Below are 16,064 nucleotides of genomic sequence, written 5' to 3' on the forward strand. Positions count from 1 at the left end.
ACTCTCCTATTGATGGACGGTTTCTGCTGAGCGGCTGATGTTTGAAGGGGCGGAACTGGCGAGGGTGTCCACCACGAGACTGGCGATCAGGTCGCGCTGCCCTTCCACGAAGTAATGGTCCCCCGCACAGAACACCGACTTGAACGCATGGGTCGTATGCTCACGCCAGCCGGTGATGTGCACGCCCGTGGCGTATGGGTCGATGCGCCCTCCAATCGAGGTAATGGGGACTTCGAGACGGGGGCTGGGCTCGTACAGATAGGTGTTATTGATTTCATAGTCAGCCTTGATGATCGGAAGCATCAAGGCACGCATTTCAGCGTCATCGAACAGCGCTTGATTGTTGGCAAAATTCATTTCCTTGAGCATTGCAATGAGCTCGCCGTCATCGCTCGCCGCGGGTTCATGGTCAGACTCGTAATTGAACTGCAGTACATCGGAAGCGAATTGATGCTCGTTGTAAAAGTGCGGTGCTCGACTCCCTGCGAAAATCAAATGGGTCGGGTGCAGGTTATGAACATGGACCAGGCGTTGAGCCACCTCGAATGCCTGTACACCGCCCAAGCACAGGCCAAAGAATGCGAACGGCCGGTCCAGATAGGGAATCAGGTCAGGGGTCAGTTTTGTGACCAACTCTTCCATGCGGGTGTACGACTTTTCCCTCAGTCGTGCATTACGACCAGGCAATTGCAGTAAGCAAAGCTCGATATGATCGGGCAACCGGTCCGCCCACCCTTTGAATACCGCGGGCCCACCACCTGCATAGGGAAAACAGAACAAGCGAAGCGTTGCTTCCGGTCTAGGTTTGGGAATAACCACGCAGTCCGATGTCTGCACTTCTTGCGGCTCAGGAGGACGGCTGTCGGCTCGCTCGGTTGCGTTGCCTCGGCGGACCGCTCCAAGGTGTTCAAGTACGAAGTCGTTGATATCGCTGAGGGTGGCACCGACGATAAGCCTGTCCAGGGGGAAGTTAATGCCGAGTTTTTTTAGACTGTTGCGAAATTCGACGGTCATCAACGAATCGAAACCCATCATTGTGAGCGACTTGTCCACTGGACTTGCGTCGGCATCGAGATTGCCTGCAACCCGGGCCGCAACGGACATCAACTTGCCCCGGATGAATGCCTGACGTTGCTCGTCATCCAGCAACGACACCGCCTCGAGAAAGGGAACGGTGTCGTGCTCCACGATGGTTTTGGCCGCCGCGTGTTGCGCATCAATGAGCGATAGGTACGGCCAGTCGCTGGATTGTAAATGCGCCTTGTAAGGCGCCCAGTCGATCGGTGCCATACCGACGACGTCTTGTACGCTCAAGTTGTCCCACAATTTTTGCAGGCCGACTTTCGCAGGAATGTAATTGATGCCTAACGTCGACAGGCGCTTCTTGAATACCTTGTCGACCCGACTGGCCATGCCCTCGGATGACCAAGGTCCCCACGCGATGCTTAAACCCGGTAATCCCGAACTGACGCGGTTTTCCATGATGGCGTCCATCGCACTGTTGGCCGCCACGTAGTTCGCCTGGCCCTTGAACCCCAGCAACGCGCTGATTGACGAGAAGCCTACGAAAAAGTCCAGCGACTGGCCGCGGGTAACATGGTCCAGCACCAGGGTGCCCTGCAGCTTCGGCGACAAGACACGCCTGAGGGAGGATGTGCTCAATGTCGAGAGGACAGCATCCTCAACCGTCCCCGCCAACTGCAGCACACCGCGCAACGGCCATTGCAGGGCACCTACGTACGACATCAGCGGCTCAACAGCCTCATGGGATGCGATATCCAGAGTGAGGTAGTCGATATCCACACCCTGGCGCCTAAACATTTCCAGCACGGTCGAGCCAGTCGCTTCCAGCGATTTGCGTCCGACCACCGCCAAATGACGGGCCCCCTTTTCCACTAACCCTGCAAGGACCTCGCGCCCTAGCCCACCCAGCCCACCGACGACCAGATAGGTCGCCTCCGGACTGAGCGCCACAGGCCTCGATTTAGCGGGCGACACCGCTACGAGTCGGGGCACATGAACGCTGGAATGACGAATAGCGAATTGATCTTCCTGCCCGTTTGCAAGCATCAATTGCGCTGCCAGGAGCAAATCGGCATCGACATCCTCGATGCTCGCAGGCAAGTCGATGAACCCGCCCCAAACAGCCGGCTCCTCCTGCGCGATCACTTTGGACAGCCCCCAAAGAGTGGCTTGCGAAACGTTGATCGACGAAGCAGCGGAACGCACGTTTACCGCTGCGCGCGTCACGACCCAAAGCCTGGCGGTCTCGGTTCTGGAGCTGCTCGTCAGCGCTTGCAACGTGGCCAACACGCTGTAGAGACCGGCATTCAGGGCACCCAGATCTGCGTTGTCTAAAGGATGATTTTCTGCGGACAAAGGCACGGTCCCACCGAGGTGAACAACGCCTCTGAGCGGGTTCTGCGCTGAAATGGGCAGTGTTCGAAACACCTCGTCGATATCCGAGGGGGAGTCCGACCTGATGTGCCAGGTAGTGGCGCTGACCCGACGGCAATCAGTGGCAAATATCGCGCGAATGCAGTGCTCGTCACGAATTGACAGGCCGTTCCGGATGCCCTGGACGAGTTCGCTCGTCCCTCCAATCAACAGCCAGATTCCTGGGGCGCTCTGATCGACATCGGTGACTTGCGCTTCGATGGGGCGCTGCACCCAGTCCACGGCTGTCATCCACTGAGGCTGTGCCGCAACGCGAGGGCCTATCCAATGAGGCATCCGCTGGAACGGGTAGTTGGGTGTGTCTATGCGTGTCGCCGTCGAGCCCTCTAAAAGGATCTCCCAGTCAAGTTCAATCCCAGCCTCGAACAAGCGCCCCGCGCTTTCGAGCATCTGTTCGCGATCTGCGACCTTGCTGCTCAGGCTCGTTACCCAGGTGGTCTGGTCGGCGTCATCAGCTTGCAGGCATGCGGCTCCAATCGTCGACAACACCGCCTTTGGACCGATCTCCAGGAACGTCCGACCACCATGTTTGAATGCGCCCCGGATACAGTCCATGAAGCGTACGGGCTGGCGAACATGGTCAAGCCAATGCTCCGACGTCATTAGGCGCTCTTTGGCTATCTCCCCGCTGAGGTTGCTGATCAGTGGATAGCGCGGTGCCGACATTTTGATGCGCCCCAGAACGCAGGCGAATGGCTCGAGCATCGGTTCCATCAGTTCGGAGTGAAACGCATGGGAGACATTCAGGCGTGTGTACTTGACCTCCAGGGTGTCGAGCACCGGGAAGAGCCTGCTCAACTCGCTCAGGGCGCCGGAAACCACCACGTTGCCCGGGGCGTTGACGGCTGCGATGCTCAGATCAATGGCGTGCCGGGCCAGCAACTCGCGCACCTCGTCGTGGTTCAGCGAGACCGCTGACATGCCGCCATCCAGCGGGAGCGCCTGCATGAGGCGCCCCCGCTCGGCGACCAGGGTCATACCGTCTTCAAGACTGAACACCCCCGCCACACAAGCGGCCGAAAACTCACCGAGACTGTGCCCGAGCAAAATATCGGGGACAACGCCAACGCTCAGCCAAACCTGTGCAAGGGAATACTCCAGCGCAAACAAGGCAGGTTGCGCATAGCGCGTCTGATCTATAAGCCCGGCCTCATCGCCTGGCGCCGGAAAAAGGATCGTGCGCAGGGACATTCCCATGCAGGTTTGCGCAATAGCATCGCAACGGTCGATAGACGCGCGAAACACCTCGTTATGCTGGTAGAGATCTTTGCCCATGTCTGGAAACTGGGCACCTTGACCTGTGAACACGAAAACCAGCCCGGTCTCCTTGGCAGGGTCGACCCAGTGAATATCTTTGTCTGCTTGTTGGAGTTTTGCCAGGAGGGTTTCCGGTTGGCGGGCCGACACGGTGTATCGAAAAGGGAATTCAGCACGCCCGACACGGGCGCTGTAACAGATATCGCGCAGCGCTGGCGCAGCCGGGCGTTCGAGCAATTCGCGGTACTGGTTGATGAGGTCTGCCAGGGCGCCTCGATCCTTCGCGCACAGCGCCAGCAGGTAGGGACCGCCGGACTCATTCAGCGAAGGCGCCGATGTCAGGGGAGCCTCCTCGAGAATGACATGGGCATTCGTACCGCCCACCCCAAAGGAGCTGACGCCTGCGCGGCGGGGTGAATCGGTGGTCGGCCAAGGCAGGGTTTTGGCGCTGATGAAGAATGGACTGCCGTCCAGATGGATGTCTTTGTTGGCGCTCTTGAAATGCAGCGTGGCGGGAATTGTCCGATGCTTGAGCGCCAACACCGTCTTGATAAAGCCCGCCACGCCAGCCGACGCGATGAGGTGGCCGATGTTGGTTTTCACCGAGCCCAATGCACAGGTGTTTGCCTGGGCGCCGTGCTGTGTAAACACATCCATCAGCGCTTTGAACTCTATCGGATCGCCTAGTGGGGTGCCTGTCCCATGGGTCTCTACAAAGCCGAGCGTTGCGGCGCTCACCTCCGCATTCTCTAGTGCCCGTTCAATGACTTGGGCTTGCCCTTGGGAACTGGGGGCGGCAAAGCTGACTTTATTGGAACCGTCGTTATTGATGGCCGATCCCTTGATGACAGCCTGAATGGAATCACCCGCCTCCAGTGCATCGCTAAGCCGCTTGAGCGTGACCAGCGCGGCGCCACTGCCAAAGACCGTGCCCCGCGCGGCGGCATCGAATGCCCGACAGTGCCCATCTGGCGATTGGATCATCCCCTCTTGGTAGACATACCCCTGGGCATGGGGCACCAGGACGGTCACGCCCCCGGCCAATGCAACGTCGCACTCGCCCAGGAGCAGGCTCTGGCACGCCATATGAATCGAGACCAACGAAGTCGAACACGCCGTCTGGATGTTCAGGCCGGGGCCACGCAACCCCAATTTATAAGCGATCCGCGTCGACAGATAATCCTTATCGTTGCCCAGCAAATTCATGAAACCGGCGCTGCTGTCCAAAAAGCCGGTTTCGTTGATGTCCTCCTCCCCCATGACATTGGTGTGAAGGTAATTGTTGTTACCTGCACCAGCGAACACGCCGATGTTCAAGGCCTCACGGTCCTTGCTGAATCCGGCGGCATCCAACGCCTCCCAGGCACACTCGAGTAACAGTCGATGCTGGGGGTCGGTAATCGCTGCCTCGCGTGCTGACATTTCGAAAAAACCCGCGTCGAACCCGTCGACATTGTTCAGGCGAGCCGCCATGGGTACGTAGTCTTCCCGATTAACCCGTTCAGCCGGAACACCCGCTTCTAGCAAGGCGCCCAGAGAAACAGGCTCAATGGACTCATGACCCGATGTCAGGTTTTCCCAGAACTGCTCGATGGAATCGGCGCCCGGGAATCGGCAAGCCATGGAAATAACGGCAATCTCATTTCCGTGATAATTGATGTCGCTCATCCTGTTCTCTCCGAAATTGAGGGTGACTTGGTCACGCGGCACCTATAACTGCTTCTGGCGTTTACGAGCCGCTGATTCAATGGCCGCGCTCCGGCGGCTCATACTGGGAGGAGTCATCAACTTCGAGGGCGAGGCGTCATCCAATCCCAGCTTTCTGCGAATCAAGCGCGTTTGCGCGTCGATGCTGTTTTCTTCAAAAAGCTCAGTGACTTGAAGGCTCAAGCCAAAGGCATCGTTCAATGTCCGGGTCAGGTTCACGATGAGCAGAGAGGAGCCTCCCTGGGCAAAAAAACTCCGCATGGGATGTACCGAAGGGGTCATCAGGAGGTCGGACCATATTCGCGTCAGGCGCTGTTTTACCGACAACGGTTGATCGTCTTCTGCTGGCGATGGCTTGGGTTGAACGTGAGGTGCTAGCTGCTCGAGCGCTGCGACGTCCAGCTTTCCGTTGTACGTGAGCGGGAAACGCTCCAGGAAAACAAAATGGGCGGGAATCATGTACGAAGGAACACGGGTTCGCAGGGAATCCTTGAGTTTCTCGATGACGTCTTGCCGGATAGCGAGGTCGTCGACTTCCCTGGCAACGACGGGCTCAACCGGCGCGCGACCCACGGGAGGACGAGGCTCAAAAGTGGGATCCAGGCTGTCATGCGGCCCGACGAATACGTCCATCATCCCCGCCGGGAGACTCTCGTTCCAGCGCACCCTGGCTTGACGATGGCGGCTGGAGGCCCAACGGCGAATGTATTCGGGGTCGTAAGCTTCGTCTGGAATGATTGAGGGGGCGTTTCTGGAAAGCTGCAGGTCCAGGCTGATCCTGGCGTTCGGAACACCGGTCAGCACAAACGCCGGAGGAGCGGATGCCAACCATTGACTCAGGTCTTGCTCGTATAGACGCTCCTGTTGATAGGAGTAGCGTGGAACGGGTTTCAAGATCGCTCGGTCATCCGTGTCGAGCCTTATGACGACGTCGTAACGATAACGCGTCATTTCATCGCTGCCTTGCCCTGCTCGCAACTCGGTCTCTACGTTGACGATTCGCTCAAGCGTGTAGGCCACTTGTTTGATCTGCAAAGGATCGAGCCACAACTCCCCTTCTCCGATCGCGGGAAGTGCACGCTGAAACTTTTTGCGGGTGCGACTCGCGGCAGCGGACAAGACAGGTTTCAGAGCCGCGTAGGGAACATCGCCGATCACAATCACGCCGCCTGCTTTGCACAATGCGGATGCTTTTTGAAGCACATCGACAAGGTAATCAATGCCTGGGAAGTATTGAATGACGGAGTTCAGAAGTACGACGTCGAAAGGTGCCTCACCCAGCGCATCAAGCTCATGGGCCGCCATTTTTACCAGCGCAAATGAGGCTGTATGGCTACCGACTGCCTCCAGCCGTCTTCGCGCGGACTCAACCGCCGCTTCAGAAGCATCGCAGCCCACATAACGCCGGACGCCTCTTTCCAGCAGCGCGGCGCCAGTCATCCCGATACCACAACCTACATCCAGAACCGAATGGGCTGAGAAAGCCAGGACTCGAGAAGCTGTCGCCTGTACCCATTCACGCAGATCGCTGTCCGGAATCAACTCGCCGGAGAAACTTGAGGTGTAGCCACTTTCGGCACTGGCGACCTCGTTTTTCTGCGCCGACAGATAAGCCGCCTCCCACACGTCGAGCCAGAGCCCGGCATCCGCATCGCGCTGCTGCCCCAACGCTTTGTTATCCAGCACGACATAGGCGGCCAGCCGGTGGTCATCGTGAGCGTGTTCCACAAGCGTGACGACCGCTTGACTGACGAGGCCGGACTGATGGAGGGCGGATTCGACCTCGCCCGGCTCGATGCGGTAACCGTTCAACTTCAGTTGTCGGTCTTTACGTCCGATGAAAACCAAGGAGCTATCCGGCTGCCGTCGAACCCGATCGCCGGTGTGGTAAGCCGCTGAAGTGCTGCCCGTTGCTTCAGTTGTCTGAAATTTTTCCAGCGTCAGATCGTCCCGATTGAAATAACCGGCACTGACCCCAGGTCCCTCAATCACCAGCTCGAACGCTAAGGGATCATCTGACGGACACAATCGAAAGTGAGTGCCAGGCAATGGCTGGCCTATGGGGACACTTGTGGCAGAACCGATAAAGTCGTCAGCCCGTAATCTGTGACAGAAAGACCAAATCGTTGTTTCTGTCGGCCCATAAAGGTTCCATGCCGCCCGCGCCGATTGATAGATTTCCTTACCCAGCTCGACGGGCAATATTTCACCGCCACACAGCGCTCCGACGGCGCAGGAGCGGGGCCACCCTGCTGCTATCAGCAGTCTCCAGGTGGCTGGGGTGGCTTGAAGCAGCGCACGGTCACATTGATCGAGTAATGTCGCGATCGCCTGTCCGTCCCTGGCCTCTTGCTCGCTGGCCAGGTACAGCGTTCCACCTTGAGCCAAGGGCAGGAAAAATTCCAGGATGGAAATATCAAAGCCGTAGGTCGTCGTGGAAACCAGCGCGCCCCATGCCGAAAAATTGATCACCTCATTAATCGCAGATAAAAAATAGGCAAGATTTTGCCGACGGACCATCACGCCCTTGGGAAGACCCGTCGAGCCTGAAGTGAATAACATATAGGCAAGCGAAACATCATCGATAACGGGTTCAAAGGGCAGTAGCGAATCGCTCCAATCGACGTCTTCGATATTTAAAAAGGCGCCCACCGGCCATCGTGAAAGATCGACGGATTGGGGTTTGATCACGGCATCGAGGTTGGCGAGCGTGGCGATAAGCTCATTACGCTGTAATGGCGAGTCAGGAGGGAGAGGAACAAAGAGGGCCCCTATCGACAGGACCGCCGTCAGCGCGACGATCAGGTCAGGTTCCCGGGGCATGTAGATCCCAATCTTGCTCCCCAATCCAAAGCCTTGGCGGATGAGGTGCTTGGCGAGCGCCTTTCTTCGGTTTGAAAGTTCAGCGTAAGTCATCGGCTGCCCGCGAGACATTATCGCTATTTTCTCGGGGTACTGATTCGCCCATGTATCGATTCTAGCGACGAGGTCAAGTGAAACGGGCGAGTAAGTGATGGGGCATATTGGCGGCTGCATCATTCCAAGAACTCCTTCTACCGTGATCGGTACACAGAACTTAAATGGGTATGCATGCAGTACTAAATGACCAACCGATGCATTCAGCACAACAATATAAAATGTCTTTTAAAGCGAGGGTTGCCCACTGGATAAAGAGTGACGGTTATTTGTAACTTAGCAAAAAGACCCCAACAAGAACCGTACCTATTCCAACTTTCTGTACCACCGTCGTTATCTCTCTGTAGATCGCGATAGCCAACAATACCGTCACGCCGGAGTATACCGAACTGATAGGTGTTACTAACGAGAGGTCACCCATTTTGGAGGCGAATATATAAAACACCCAACCCGCATTAACCAGCAAAGAGTGCGCAAAGAAAATCCAGCCGCGACGCGGCGTCACGTCCCCTTTCTCCAGCTTGCCGTTCCTGAGCAATGCCAATGAACTAAAAAGAACAGCCTGAGTTAATGCCGAGTAAAAGAAAGCATTCGTGACATCAAGTGTTTTTGCGGAAAAGCCAAGTATAAAAAAGGCCACGCCAAAACCGGCCATGGCCAAGATAGCCTGGAGGAAGCCTTGCGAGCCGCCACGCAGTGATCGGAAGATATTGCCGGAGGTCATGACAATACCAATAAAAATAATAGCTACGGCAACCCAGGCAGCCGGGGCCAACCTTTCCTGGAGGAAAACGATAGAAAAAAGGATAGTGACCAAGCTGTAGGTAGAAGCAATCGGAGAAACCAAGGACAGGTTTCCGACTTCACACCCGCGCATGTAGAAATAATACCCTGATACGTAGGCGGCAGAGCTGCAGGTGATGATCAACACGGCGTTGGTGTCGAACCTGAGCTGATCTGAAATGATCAAATAGGCCCCCAAGAGGGAGGCCACCATGAAGGTAAATATATTGCGAACCAGCATTGTTTTTGCGGTACCCAACTGGCGAATCATCAGGCTTTGAATAAAGTCTGACACCCCCCAGCACAACATGACCATGACTCCACCAAAAACGCCGCTATCCATACTGAACAAGCTCCCTATCCATCAAACTTGCTGCGTCAGCCAAGCTTTGTATTCATCGATTACAGTTTCATCTCTTGAGTAAAATGCCCATTTGCCAATTTTGTTCACGCGCAAGAAACCTGCTTGCCTTAATAGATCCAAGTGCCTGCTCACCGTTGGCTGACTCATGCCGAGTTTTTCAGTAATCAACGTTACGCACACGCCGATCAACGCGGGGTCACCCGTAACTTGATGAGAAAAGTGCGCACGGGGCTCCTTAAGCCATTGAAGGATTAGGATTCGAGGTTCGCCCGCAAACGCTTTGGATTGTTCTACGTATTTATCGTGTGGATTCATCCTATCCTCATATAGCTAAATGTCAATGCGTTTTTTTGGATTGATGTGAATCGTTCGCGATTATCTTATAACTTTAATCCGAGATTTTTCGCTATCACCTACGGCCGCTGTTATATCGTCCAGCCCGTGATGACTTGCCTCACATTCTGCACACCGGGACAGTGTGTCGCTTTTTCGAGTGTTTCAAAAGGCATACAGAAATGAATGAGGAAGATCGGGGCTATTCATCAGCAACGCTGGCGGCATGGCGGGCAATCGCCGACAACGTCAGTACGCCTTCGGCTACTGATGCCACCAGAAAACCACCCATCCCCCCTTGAGTCATCGACTACGTCACAGGTAAATCAAAGCCTTGGTCGTGCTGCGCTTCGCTCTGCTTGGCCAGCGTCAAGAATTCGAAATTTGACACTACAACGCCATCACCTATCGTTCCTCCCGAGACCGCACCCAGGGACCGGGTGGCCCGGACGCCTTTGCAGGCGCGGTCGTCACTGTCACTACCTCAAGGAGCAACAAAATGTCTGGAGCGACCCAAACCATTGATGTGCTTGTCAATATTGATGCCGACTACCTGCTCGCCCACCCCAATGACGTTGGCGGTGCGATTGCCATGCTGGTGACCCGCAGCGCCATCGACAGCCATGCCAACATCACCAGCGGCGAAGGCGAAGGCGGTAACGAGTTGTGGTTCGACGTAAAGCCCGGCGACATCATTCGCTGGCGCGCCACCACGCTGTCGCGCAACTTCGACCGCATCGCATTGATCAAAAACGTCGTGATCGGCGACCCTCATCAGGGCGGTGATTACAAGGGCACCATCTCGACCCCGCAAACTTTCAATATCACCGGCGTTCCTGTGCCCTATCTGGAAAATGGCGCCCCAGGAGGCATCGCCAAGACCGATGTGACCTATACCGTCTGGCAGTCCACTGCGCTGAGCCCGGGAAAGCTCTGGTACCAAATCGTCTTCGTTCTGCTGGACCGTAACCTGAACCAGATCGGCCCGAACAACACCTGGGATCCCTACATCACCGTCAATAATCAATAACTGAAATGCCACAGCCCCGGTCGGTTCCCTTCGTCGTTGACGAGGGCGCCGGCCGGGGCCGTGTGCAAGTTCTACAGCACTTCCTTCCTAAGCCGCTTTTTCAAACTCCATCAATGCCGCCAACACCAACGGGTGCAAGACAGCGTCGGGATGCTTCGTTTGCCAGGCCATCAAGTCGCGACACATGGTCGGTGTCCAGAAGCTCTTGATGTGCTGGTATACACCACGCACCGCCACCGCGTGGTCCGGCTCACTGGCAAAATACTGACCGATCTGGTTGGCCATCTTGATCAGGCTTTCAGAGCTCATCGACGCACCTCGGCTTTCTCGGCATGGCGACGCTCCCTCAGCAGGCGACCTTGTTCATCACTGAAGGCCTGGTAACGCTTCTGCCATTCCGAAGGCTGGCTGACCCGCACGATCTCCACCGCCGTGACCTTGTATTCGGGGCAGTTGGTGGCCCAGTCGGAGTTGTCGGTGGTGATCACGTTGGCGCCCGATTCCGGGAAGTGGAACGTGGTGTAGACCACGCCCGGAGCCACTCGCTCGGTCACCCTCGCGCGCAGCACCGTCTGCCCGGCACGACTGCCGATGCCGACCCAGTCTTCGTCGACGATCCCGCGGTTCTCGGCATCGGTTGGATGGATTTCCAGACGGTCCTCCTCGTGCCAGGCGACGTTTTCGGTGCGCCGGGTCTGGGCGCCGACGTTGTATTGGCTGAGGATGCGGCCGGTGGTCAGCAGCAGCGGATAACGGTTGTTGACCTTCTCCTCGGTGGGCACGTAGCCGGTGAGCATGAAGCGGCCCTTGCCGCGCACGAACTGCTCGATGTGCATGGTTGGCGTGCCGTCCGGCGCGGCATCGTTGCACGGCCATTGCAGGCTGCCGTGGCGCTCCAGTTCGGCGTAGCTGACGCGGGAGAACGTCGGCGTCAGGCGGGCGATTTCATCCATGATTTCCGAAGGATGGTTGTAATGCATCTTGTAGCCCAGGGCGTCGGCCAGGGCGATGGTGGCTTCCCAATCGGCCTTGCCGGCCAACGGGTCCATCACCTTGCGAACGCGGGAGATGCGGCGTTCGGCGTTGGTAAAGGTGCCATCCTTCTCGAGGAACGAGCTGCCCGGCAGGAACACGTGGGCGAACTTGGCCGTTTCGTTGAGAAAGATGTCCTGGACGATCACGCATTCCAATGCGGACAACGCGGCCGTCACATGCTGGGTGTTGGGGTCGCTCTGGGCGATGTCTTCACCTTGGCAATAAAGCGCCTTGAAGGTGCCGTCCAGCGCCGCCTCGAACATGTTCGGGATACGCAGGCCCGGGTCGGGTTGCAAGGTCACGTTCCAGGCTTGCTCGAACTCGGCGCGCACCGCTTCGTTGGAGATGTGCCGATAGCCGGGCAGTTCGTGGGGGAACGAGCCCATGTCGCAGGAGCCCTGGACGTTGTTCTGCCCACGCAGCGGGTTCACCCCGACACCTTCGCGACCGATGTTGCCGGTGGCCATGGCCAGGTTGGCAATGCCCATCACCGAGGTGCTGCCCTGGCTGTGCTCGGTGACGCCGAGGCCGTAGTAGATGGCCGCGTTGCCGCCGGTGGCGTAGAGCCGTGCGGCGGCGCGGATCTGCTCGGCAGGCACACCACACACTGGGCCCAGGACCTCAGGGGAATTTTCCGGCAGGCTGACGAAATCGCGCCAGCGGGCAAAGTCCGTCGCCTCGCAGCGGGCCTCGACAAAAGGCTGGTCAATCAAGCCTTCGGTGGCGATCACATGGGCCAGCGCGTTGAGCATCGCCACGTTGGTGCCTGGACGCAGTTGCAAGTGCAGCTCGGCGCGGGCGTGGGGCGAATCCACCAGATCGATGCGCCGTGGGTCGATGACAATCAGTCGCGCGCCCTGACGCAAGCGGCGCTTGAGCTGGGAGCCGAACACCGGGTGCGCGTCGGTGGGGTTGGCGCCCATCACCAGGATCACGTCGGCCTTCATCACCGAGTCGAAATTCTGCGTGCCGGCGGACTCGCCCAGGGTCTGCTTGAGGCCGTAACCGGTAGGCGAATGGCAGACACGGGCACAGGTGTCGACGTTGTTATTGCCGAACGCGGTGCGCACCAGTTTCTGCACCAGGTAGGTTTCTTCGTTGGTGCAGCGGCTGGAGGTGATGCCACCGATGGAGTCGCGCCCGTACTTGAGCTGGATCCGGCGCAGTTCGCTGGCGGCATAAGTGACCGCTTCGTCCCAGCTGACTTCCTGCCACGGGTCATTGATGTGCTTGCGGATCATCGGTTTGGTGATGCGATCCGGGTGGGTCGCGTAGCCCCAGGCGAAGCGGCCCTTGACGCAGGAGTGGCCGTGGTTGGCCTGGCCATTCTTGTCCGGGACCATGCGCACCAGTTGTTCGCCCTTCATCTCGGCGCGGAACGAACAGCCCACGCCACAATAGGCGCAGGTGGTAATGACGCTGCGCTCCGGCTGGCCGATCTCGACGACGCTCTTGTCGATCAGGGTCGCCGTCGGACACGCCTGCACGCAGGCCCCGCAGGATACGCATTCGGAATCGAGGAAATTGTCGCCGCCGGCCGCTTCCACCCGGGAATCGAAACCGCGCCCACTGATGGTCAAGGCAAAGGTGCCCTGGATTTCCTCACAGGCACGCACGCAGCGACTGCAGACGATGCACTTGCTCGGGTCGTAGTCGAAATACGGGTTGGAGACGTCCTTGGCCTCGGCCAAGTGGTTGGCGCCTTCGTAGCCATAGCGCACTTCGCGCAGCCCCACCTGCCCCGCTACGGTCTGCAATTCGCAGTTGCCGTTGGCCGGGCAGGTCAGGCAGTCCAGCGGGTGGTCGGAAATGTACAGCTCCATCACATTGCGTCGCAGCGTGGCGAGCTTGGACGTCTGCGTGCGCACCACCATGCCTTCGGTTACCGGCGTGGTGCAGGACGCGGGGTAGCCGCGCATGCCGTCGATTTCAACCAGGCACATGCGGCAGGAGCCGAAGGCCTCGAGGCTGTCGGTGGCGCAGAGCTTGGGAATGGTGGTGCCGAGCATGGCCGCGGCACGCATGACCGAGGTGCCGGCGGCGACGCTGATTTCACGCCCGTCGATGGTCAGGCTGACCTGCACGTCGCTGTCACGCGCCGGGGTGCCCAGGTCGATATCGGTGCTGGGATCGAAGATGGTGATCATTGGTCAGCCTCCGTGGTCGCCAGACCGAAGTCGGCGGGGAAATGCTTGAGGGCGCTGGCGACAGGGTAGGACGTCATCCCACCGAGGGCACAGAGCGAACCGTATTGCAGCGTGTCGCACAGGTCCTGCAACAGCAGGGCCTGTTCCTGGCGGTCACCGACTTCGGTGCTGGCGATCAAGCGGTCCACCACTTCCACCCCACGGGTAGAGCCGATCCGGCACGGCGTGCACTTGCCGCAGGACTCCTCGGCGCAGAACTGCAAGGCGAACCGGGCCATCTGGGCCATGTCCAGGCTGTCATCGGCGACCACCACACCACCGTGGCCAAGCATCGCGCCCATGGCGGCGAATGCTTCGTAGTCCAGCGGCGTATCGAATTGCGAGGGCGGCACCCAGGCGCCCAACGGCCCGCCCACTTGCGCAGCCTTCAGCGGACGACCGCTGGCGGTACCGCCCCCGTAACCTTCCACCAACTCCCGCAGGCTCAAGCCGAAGGCGCGCTCCACCAGGCCGCCATGACGGACGTTGCCGGCCAGTTGGAACGGCATCGTGCCGAGGGAGCGGCCCATGCCGAAGTCGCGGTAGAACTGCGCGCCTTTCTCCAGGATGATCGGCACCGAGGTCAGGGTCAGCACGTTATGCACCAGTGTCGGCAAGCCGAACAGGCCTTGCAGCGCCGGCAGCGGAGGTTTGGCGCGCACAGTGCCGCGCTTGCCCTCGAGGGATTCCAGCAACGCGGTTTCCTCGCCACAGATATAGGCACCGGCGCCGACCCGCACTTCCAGCTCGAAGGCGCGACCGCTGCCGCTCACGTTCGAGCCCAGGTAACCGGCCTCGCGAGCGATGTGCAGCGCGTCGTTCAGCGTACTGACGGCGTCCGGGTATTCCGAACGCACGTAGATGTAGCCCATGGTCGCGCCGACGGCGATGCCGGCGATGATCATGCCTTCGATCAGCAGGAAAGGGTCGCCTTCCATCAGCATGCGGTCGGCGAACGTACCGGAGTCGCCTTCGTCGGCATTGCAGACCACGTACTTCTGCGGCCCCTGCGCGTCACGCACAGTGCGCCACTTGATGCCCGCCGGGAACGCCGCGCCACCACGGCCGCGCAGGCCGGAATCCAGCACGCTGGCAACGACATCCGCGCCATCCATCTGGATCGCCCGAGCCAGGCCGAGGAATCCGCCTTGGGCACGATAGTCATCGAGGGACAAGGGCCGGGTGATGCCAGCACGGGCAAACAACAGGCGCTGCTGGCTTTTCAGATAAGGAATGTTCTCCACCAGCCCCAGGGCAGCAGGATGGCTGCCCGGATCATGGGCCAGCGCATCGAGCAGGGCCGGCACGTCTTGGGCCGTGACCGGGCCAAAACCCAAGCGCCCTTCAGGCGTCTCCAACTCAACCAGCGGCTCGAGCCAATAGAGGCCACGGGAACTGGTCCGCAACACCTGCAACGGCAACTGTCGACGTTCAGCCTCAACGGTCAACGCAGCCGCGACTTTGTCCGCGCCCACGGCACGGGCCACCGAATCGCGGGGGATACAGAGCGTCAGCATGCGCCCTCCTCCCTGCACTCATTCACCAACTGACGTAGACGCTCCGGCGTGATCCGCGCATGCAACTCCCCGTCCAGTTCCAGGGCCGGCGAGCAGACGCAGGCGCCCAGGCAATAGACCGGCCGCAGGCTGATACTGCCGTCGGCGCTGGTGCCGTGATCATCCAGCGCCAGTTGCTCGCGCAACTGCGCAGCCAGGGCTTCGGCACCCATGCTCTTGCAGGACTCGGCCCGGCACAGGCGCAGGGTATGGCGCGCCGGCGGCGTGGTACGGAAGTCGTGGTAGAAGCTGATGACCCCGCGCACTTCAGCCAGGCTGAGGTTCAGGGCGTGGGCGATCTCCGGGACGGCGCTGTCGGGGACATACCCGCAGCCTGCCTGGATGGCATGGAGAATAGGCAGCAAGGCACCGGGGGTGTCCTTTTCGCGCGCAAGCACGCTATGGATCAAAGGCAGGTGAAGCGTCTCATCGGGCATAAA

9 protein-coding genes are annotated in these 16,064 nt (G+C 59.0%); 1 reads left to right on the top strand and 8 read right to left on the bottom strand.

Annotation, left to right across the window (positions count from 1 at the left end; genetic code table 11):
- Positions 1–6: 6 nt before the first annotated feature.
- The 4 genes from J3361_RS18265 to J3361_RS18280 all read right to left on the bottom strand — a co-directional run bounded on the left by J3361_RS18265 (position 7) and on the right by J3361_RS18280 (position 9,799).
- Positions 7–5,382 (bottom strand): type I polyketide synthase, encoded by a 5,376-nt coding sequence (locus tag J3361_RS18265; RefSeq protein ID WP_207965751.1) that lies wholly within the window; start codon positions 5,380–5,382, stop codon positions 7–9.
- A 42-nt stretch (positions 5,383–5,424) separates the two neighbouring features.
- Positions 5,425–8,460: an AMP-binding protein gene (locus J3361_RS18270; protein ID WP_207965752.1), complete on the bottom strand. Its 3,036-nt coding sequence runs from the start codon at positions 8,458–8,460 to the stop codon at positions 5,425–5,427.
- A 142-nt stretch (positions 8,461–8,602) separates the two neighbouring features.
- On the bottom strand, positions 8,603–9,463 hold the full coding sequence (locus J3361_RS18275) for an EamA family transporter (protein ID WP_207965753.1): 861 nt from the start codon (positions 9,461–9,463) through the stop codon (positions 8,603–8,605).
- 21 nt (positions 9,464–9,484) lie between these two features.
- Positions 9,485–9,799 carry a metalloregulator ArsR/SmtB family transcription factor gene (locus tag J3361_RS18280; RefSeq protein WP_207965754.1) on the bottom strand — a complete coding sequence of 105 codons (315 nt, stop codon included), beginning with the start codon at positions 9,797–9,799 and terminating at the stop codon, positions 9,485–9,487.
- Between the two features lie 517 nt (positions 9,800–10,316).
- Here J3361_RS18280 and J3361_RS18285 point away from each other — a divergent pair.
- A complete protein-coding gene (locus tag J3361_RS18285; protein WP_207965755.1) occupies positions 10,317–10,847 on the top strand; it encodes an AidA/PixA family protein in 531 nt (176 codons plus the stop codon).
- Positions 10,848–10,934: 87 nt separating this feature from the next.
- Here J3361_RS18285 and J3361_RS18290 read toward each other — a convergent pair whose 3' ends face one another.
- The 4 genes from J3361_RS18290 to J3361_RS18305 are packed head-to-tail and all read right to left on the bottom strand — an operon-like array spanning position 10,935 to position 16,061.
- Positions 10,935–11,156, bottom strand: a complete 222-nt coding sequence (locus J3361_RS18290; protein ID WP_207965756.1) for a formate dehydrogenase subunit delta — start codon at positions 11,154–11,156, stop codon at positions 10,935–10,937.
- Positions 11,153–14,029, bottom strand: a complete 2,877-nt coding sequence (gene fdhF / locus J3361_RS18295; protein ID WP_207965757.1) for a formate dehydrogenase subunit alpha — start codon at positions 14,027–14,029, stop codon at positions 11,153–11,155. The genes J3361_RS18290 and fdhF overlap by 4 nt, the downstream gene beginning before the upstream one ends.
- Entirely contained in the window at positions 14,026–15,585 is a 1,560-nt protein-coding gene (locus J3361_RS18300; protein WP_207965758.1) for an NADH-quinone oxidoreductase subunit NuoF, read from the bottom strand. Before J3361_RS18300 ends, fdhF begins: the two co-directional genes overlap by 4 nt.
- Complete coding sequence (locus J3361_RS18305) at positions 15,579–16,061, bottom strand: formate dehydrogenase subunit gamma (RefSeq protein WP_207965759.1); 483 nt, start codon at positions 16,059–16,061, stop codon at positions 15,579–15,581. Before J3361_RS18305 ends, J3361_RS18300 begins: the two co-directional genes overlap by 7 nt.
- Positions 16,062–16,064: the final 3 nt, after the last annotated feature.

The organism is Pseudomonas sp. OA65, assembly GCF_017498305.1.
GTDB lineage: Bacteria > Pseudomonadota > Gammaproteobacteria > Pseudomonadales > Pseudomonadaceae > Aquipseudomonas > Aquipseudomonas zanjanensis.

Coding starts and splice junctions, on each gene's coding strand:
- J3361_RS18280 (WP_207965754.1), bottom strand. CDS start 9,799: ATGAATCCACACGATAAATACGTAGAACAATCCAAAGCGTTTGCGGGC.
- fdhF (WP_207965757.1), bottom strand. CDS start 14,029: ATGATCACCATCTTCGATCCCAGCACCGATATCGACCTGGGCACCCCG.
- J3361_RS18290 (WP_207965756.1), bottom strand. CDS start 11,156: ATGAGCTCTGAAAGCCTGATCAAGATGGCCAACCAGATCGGTCAGTAT.
- J3361_RS18300 (WP_207965758.1), bottom strand. CDS start 15,585: ATGCTGACGCTCTGTATCCCCCGCGATTCGGTGGCCCGTGCCGTGGGC.
- J3361_RS18270 (WP_207965752.1), bottom strand. CDS start 8,460: ATGATGCAGCCGCCAATATGCCCCATCACTTACTCGCCCGTTTCACTT.
- J3361_RS18265 (WP_207965751.1), bottom strand. CDS start 5,382: ATGAGCGACATCAATTATCACGGAAATGAGATTGCCGTTATTTCCATG.
- J3361_RS18285 (WP_207965755.1), top strand. CDS start 10,317: ATGTCTGGAGCGACCCAAACCATTGATGTGCTTGTCAATATTGATGCC.
- J3361_RS18275 (WP_207965753.1), bottom strand. CDS start 9,463: ATGGATAGCGGCGTTTTTGGTGGAGTCATGGTCATGTTGTGCTGGGGG.
- J3361_RS18305 (WP_207965759.1), bottom strand. CDS start 16,061: ATGCCCGATGAGACGCTTCACCTGCCTTTGATCCATAGCGTGCTTGCG.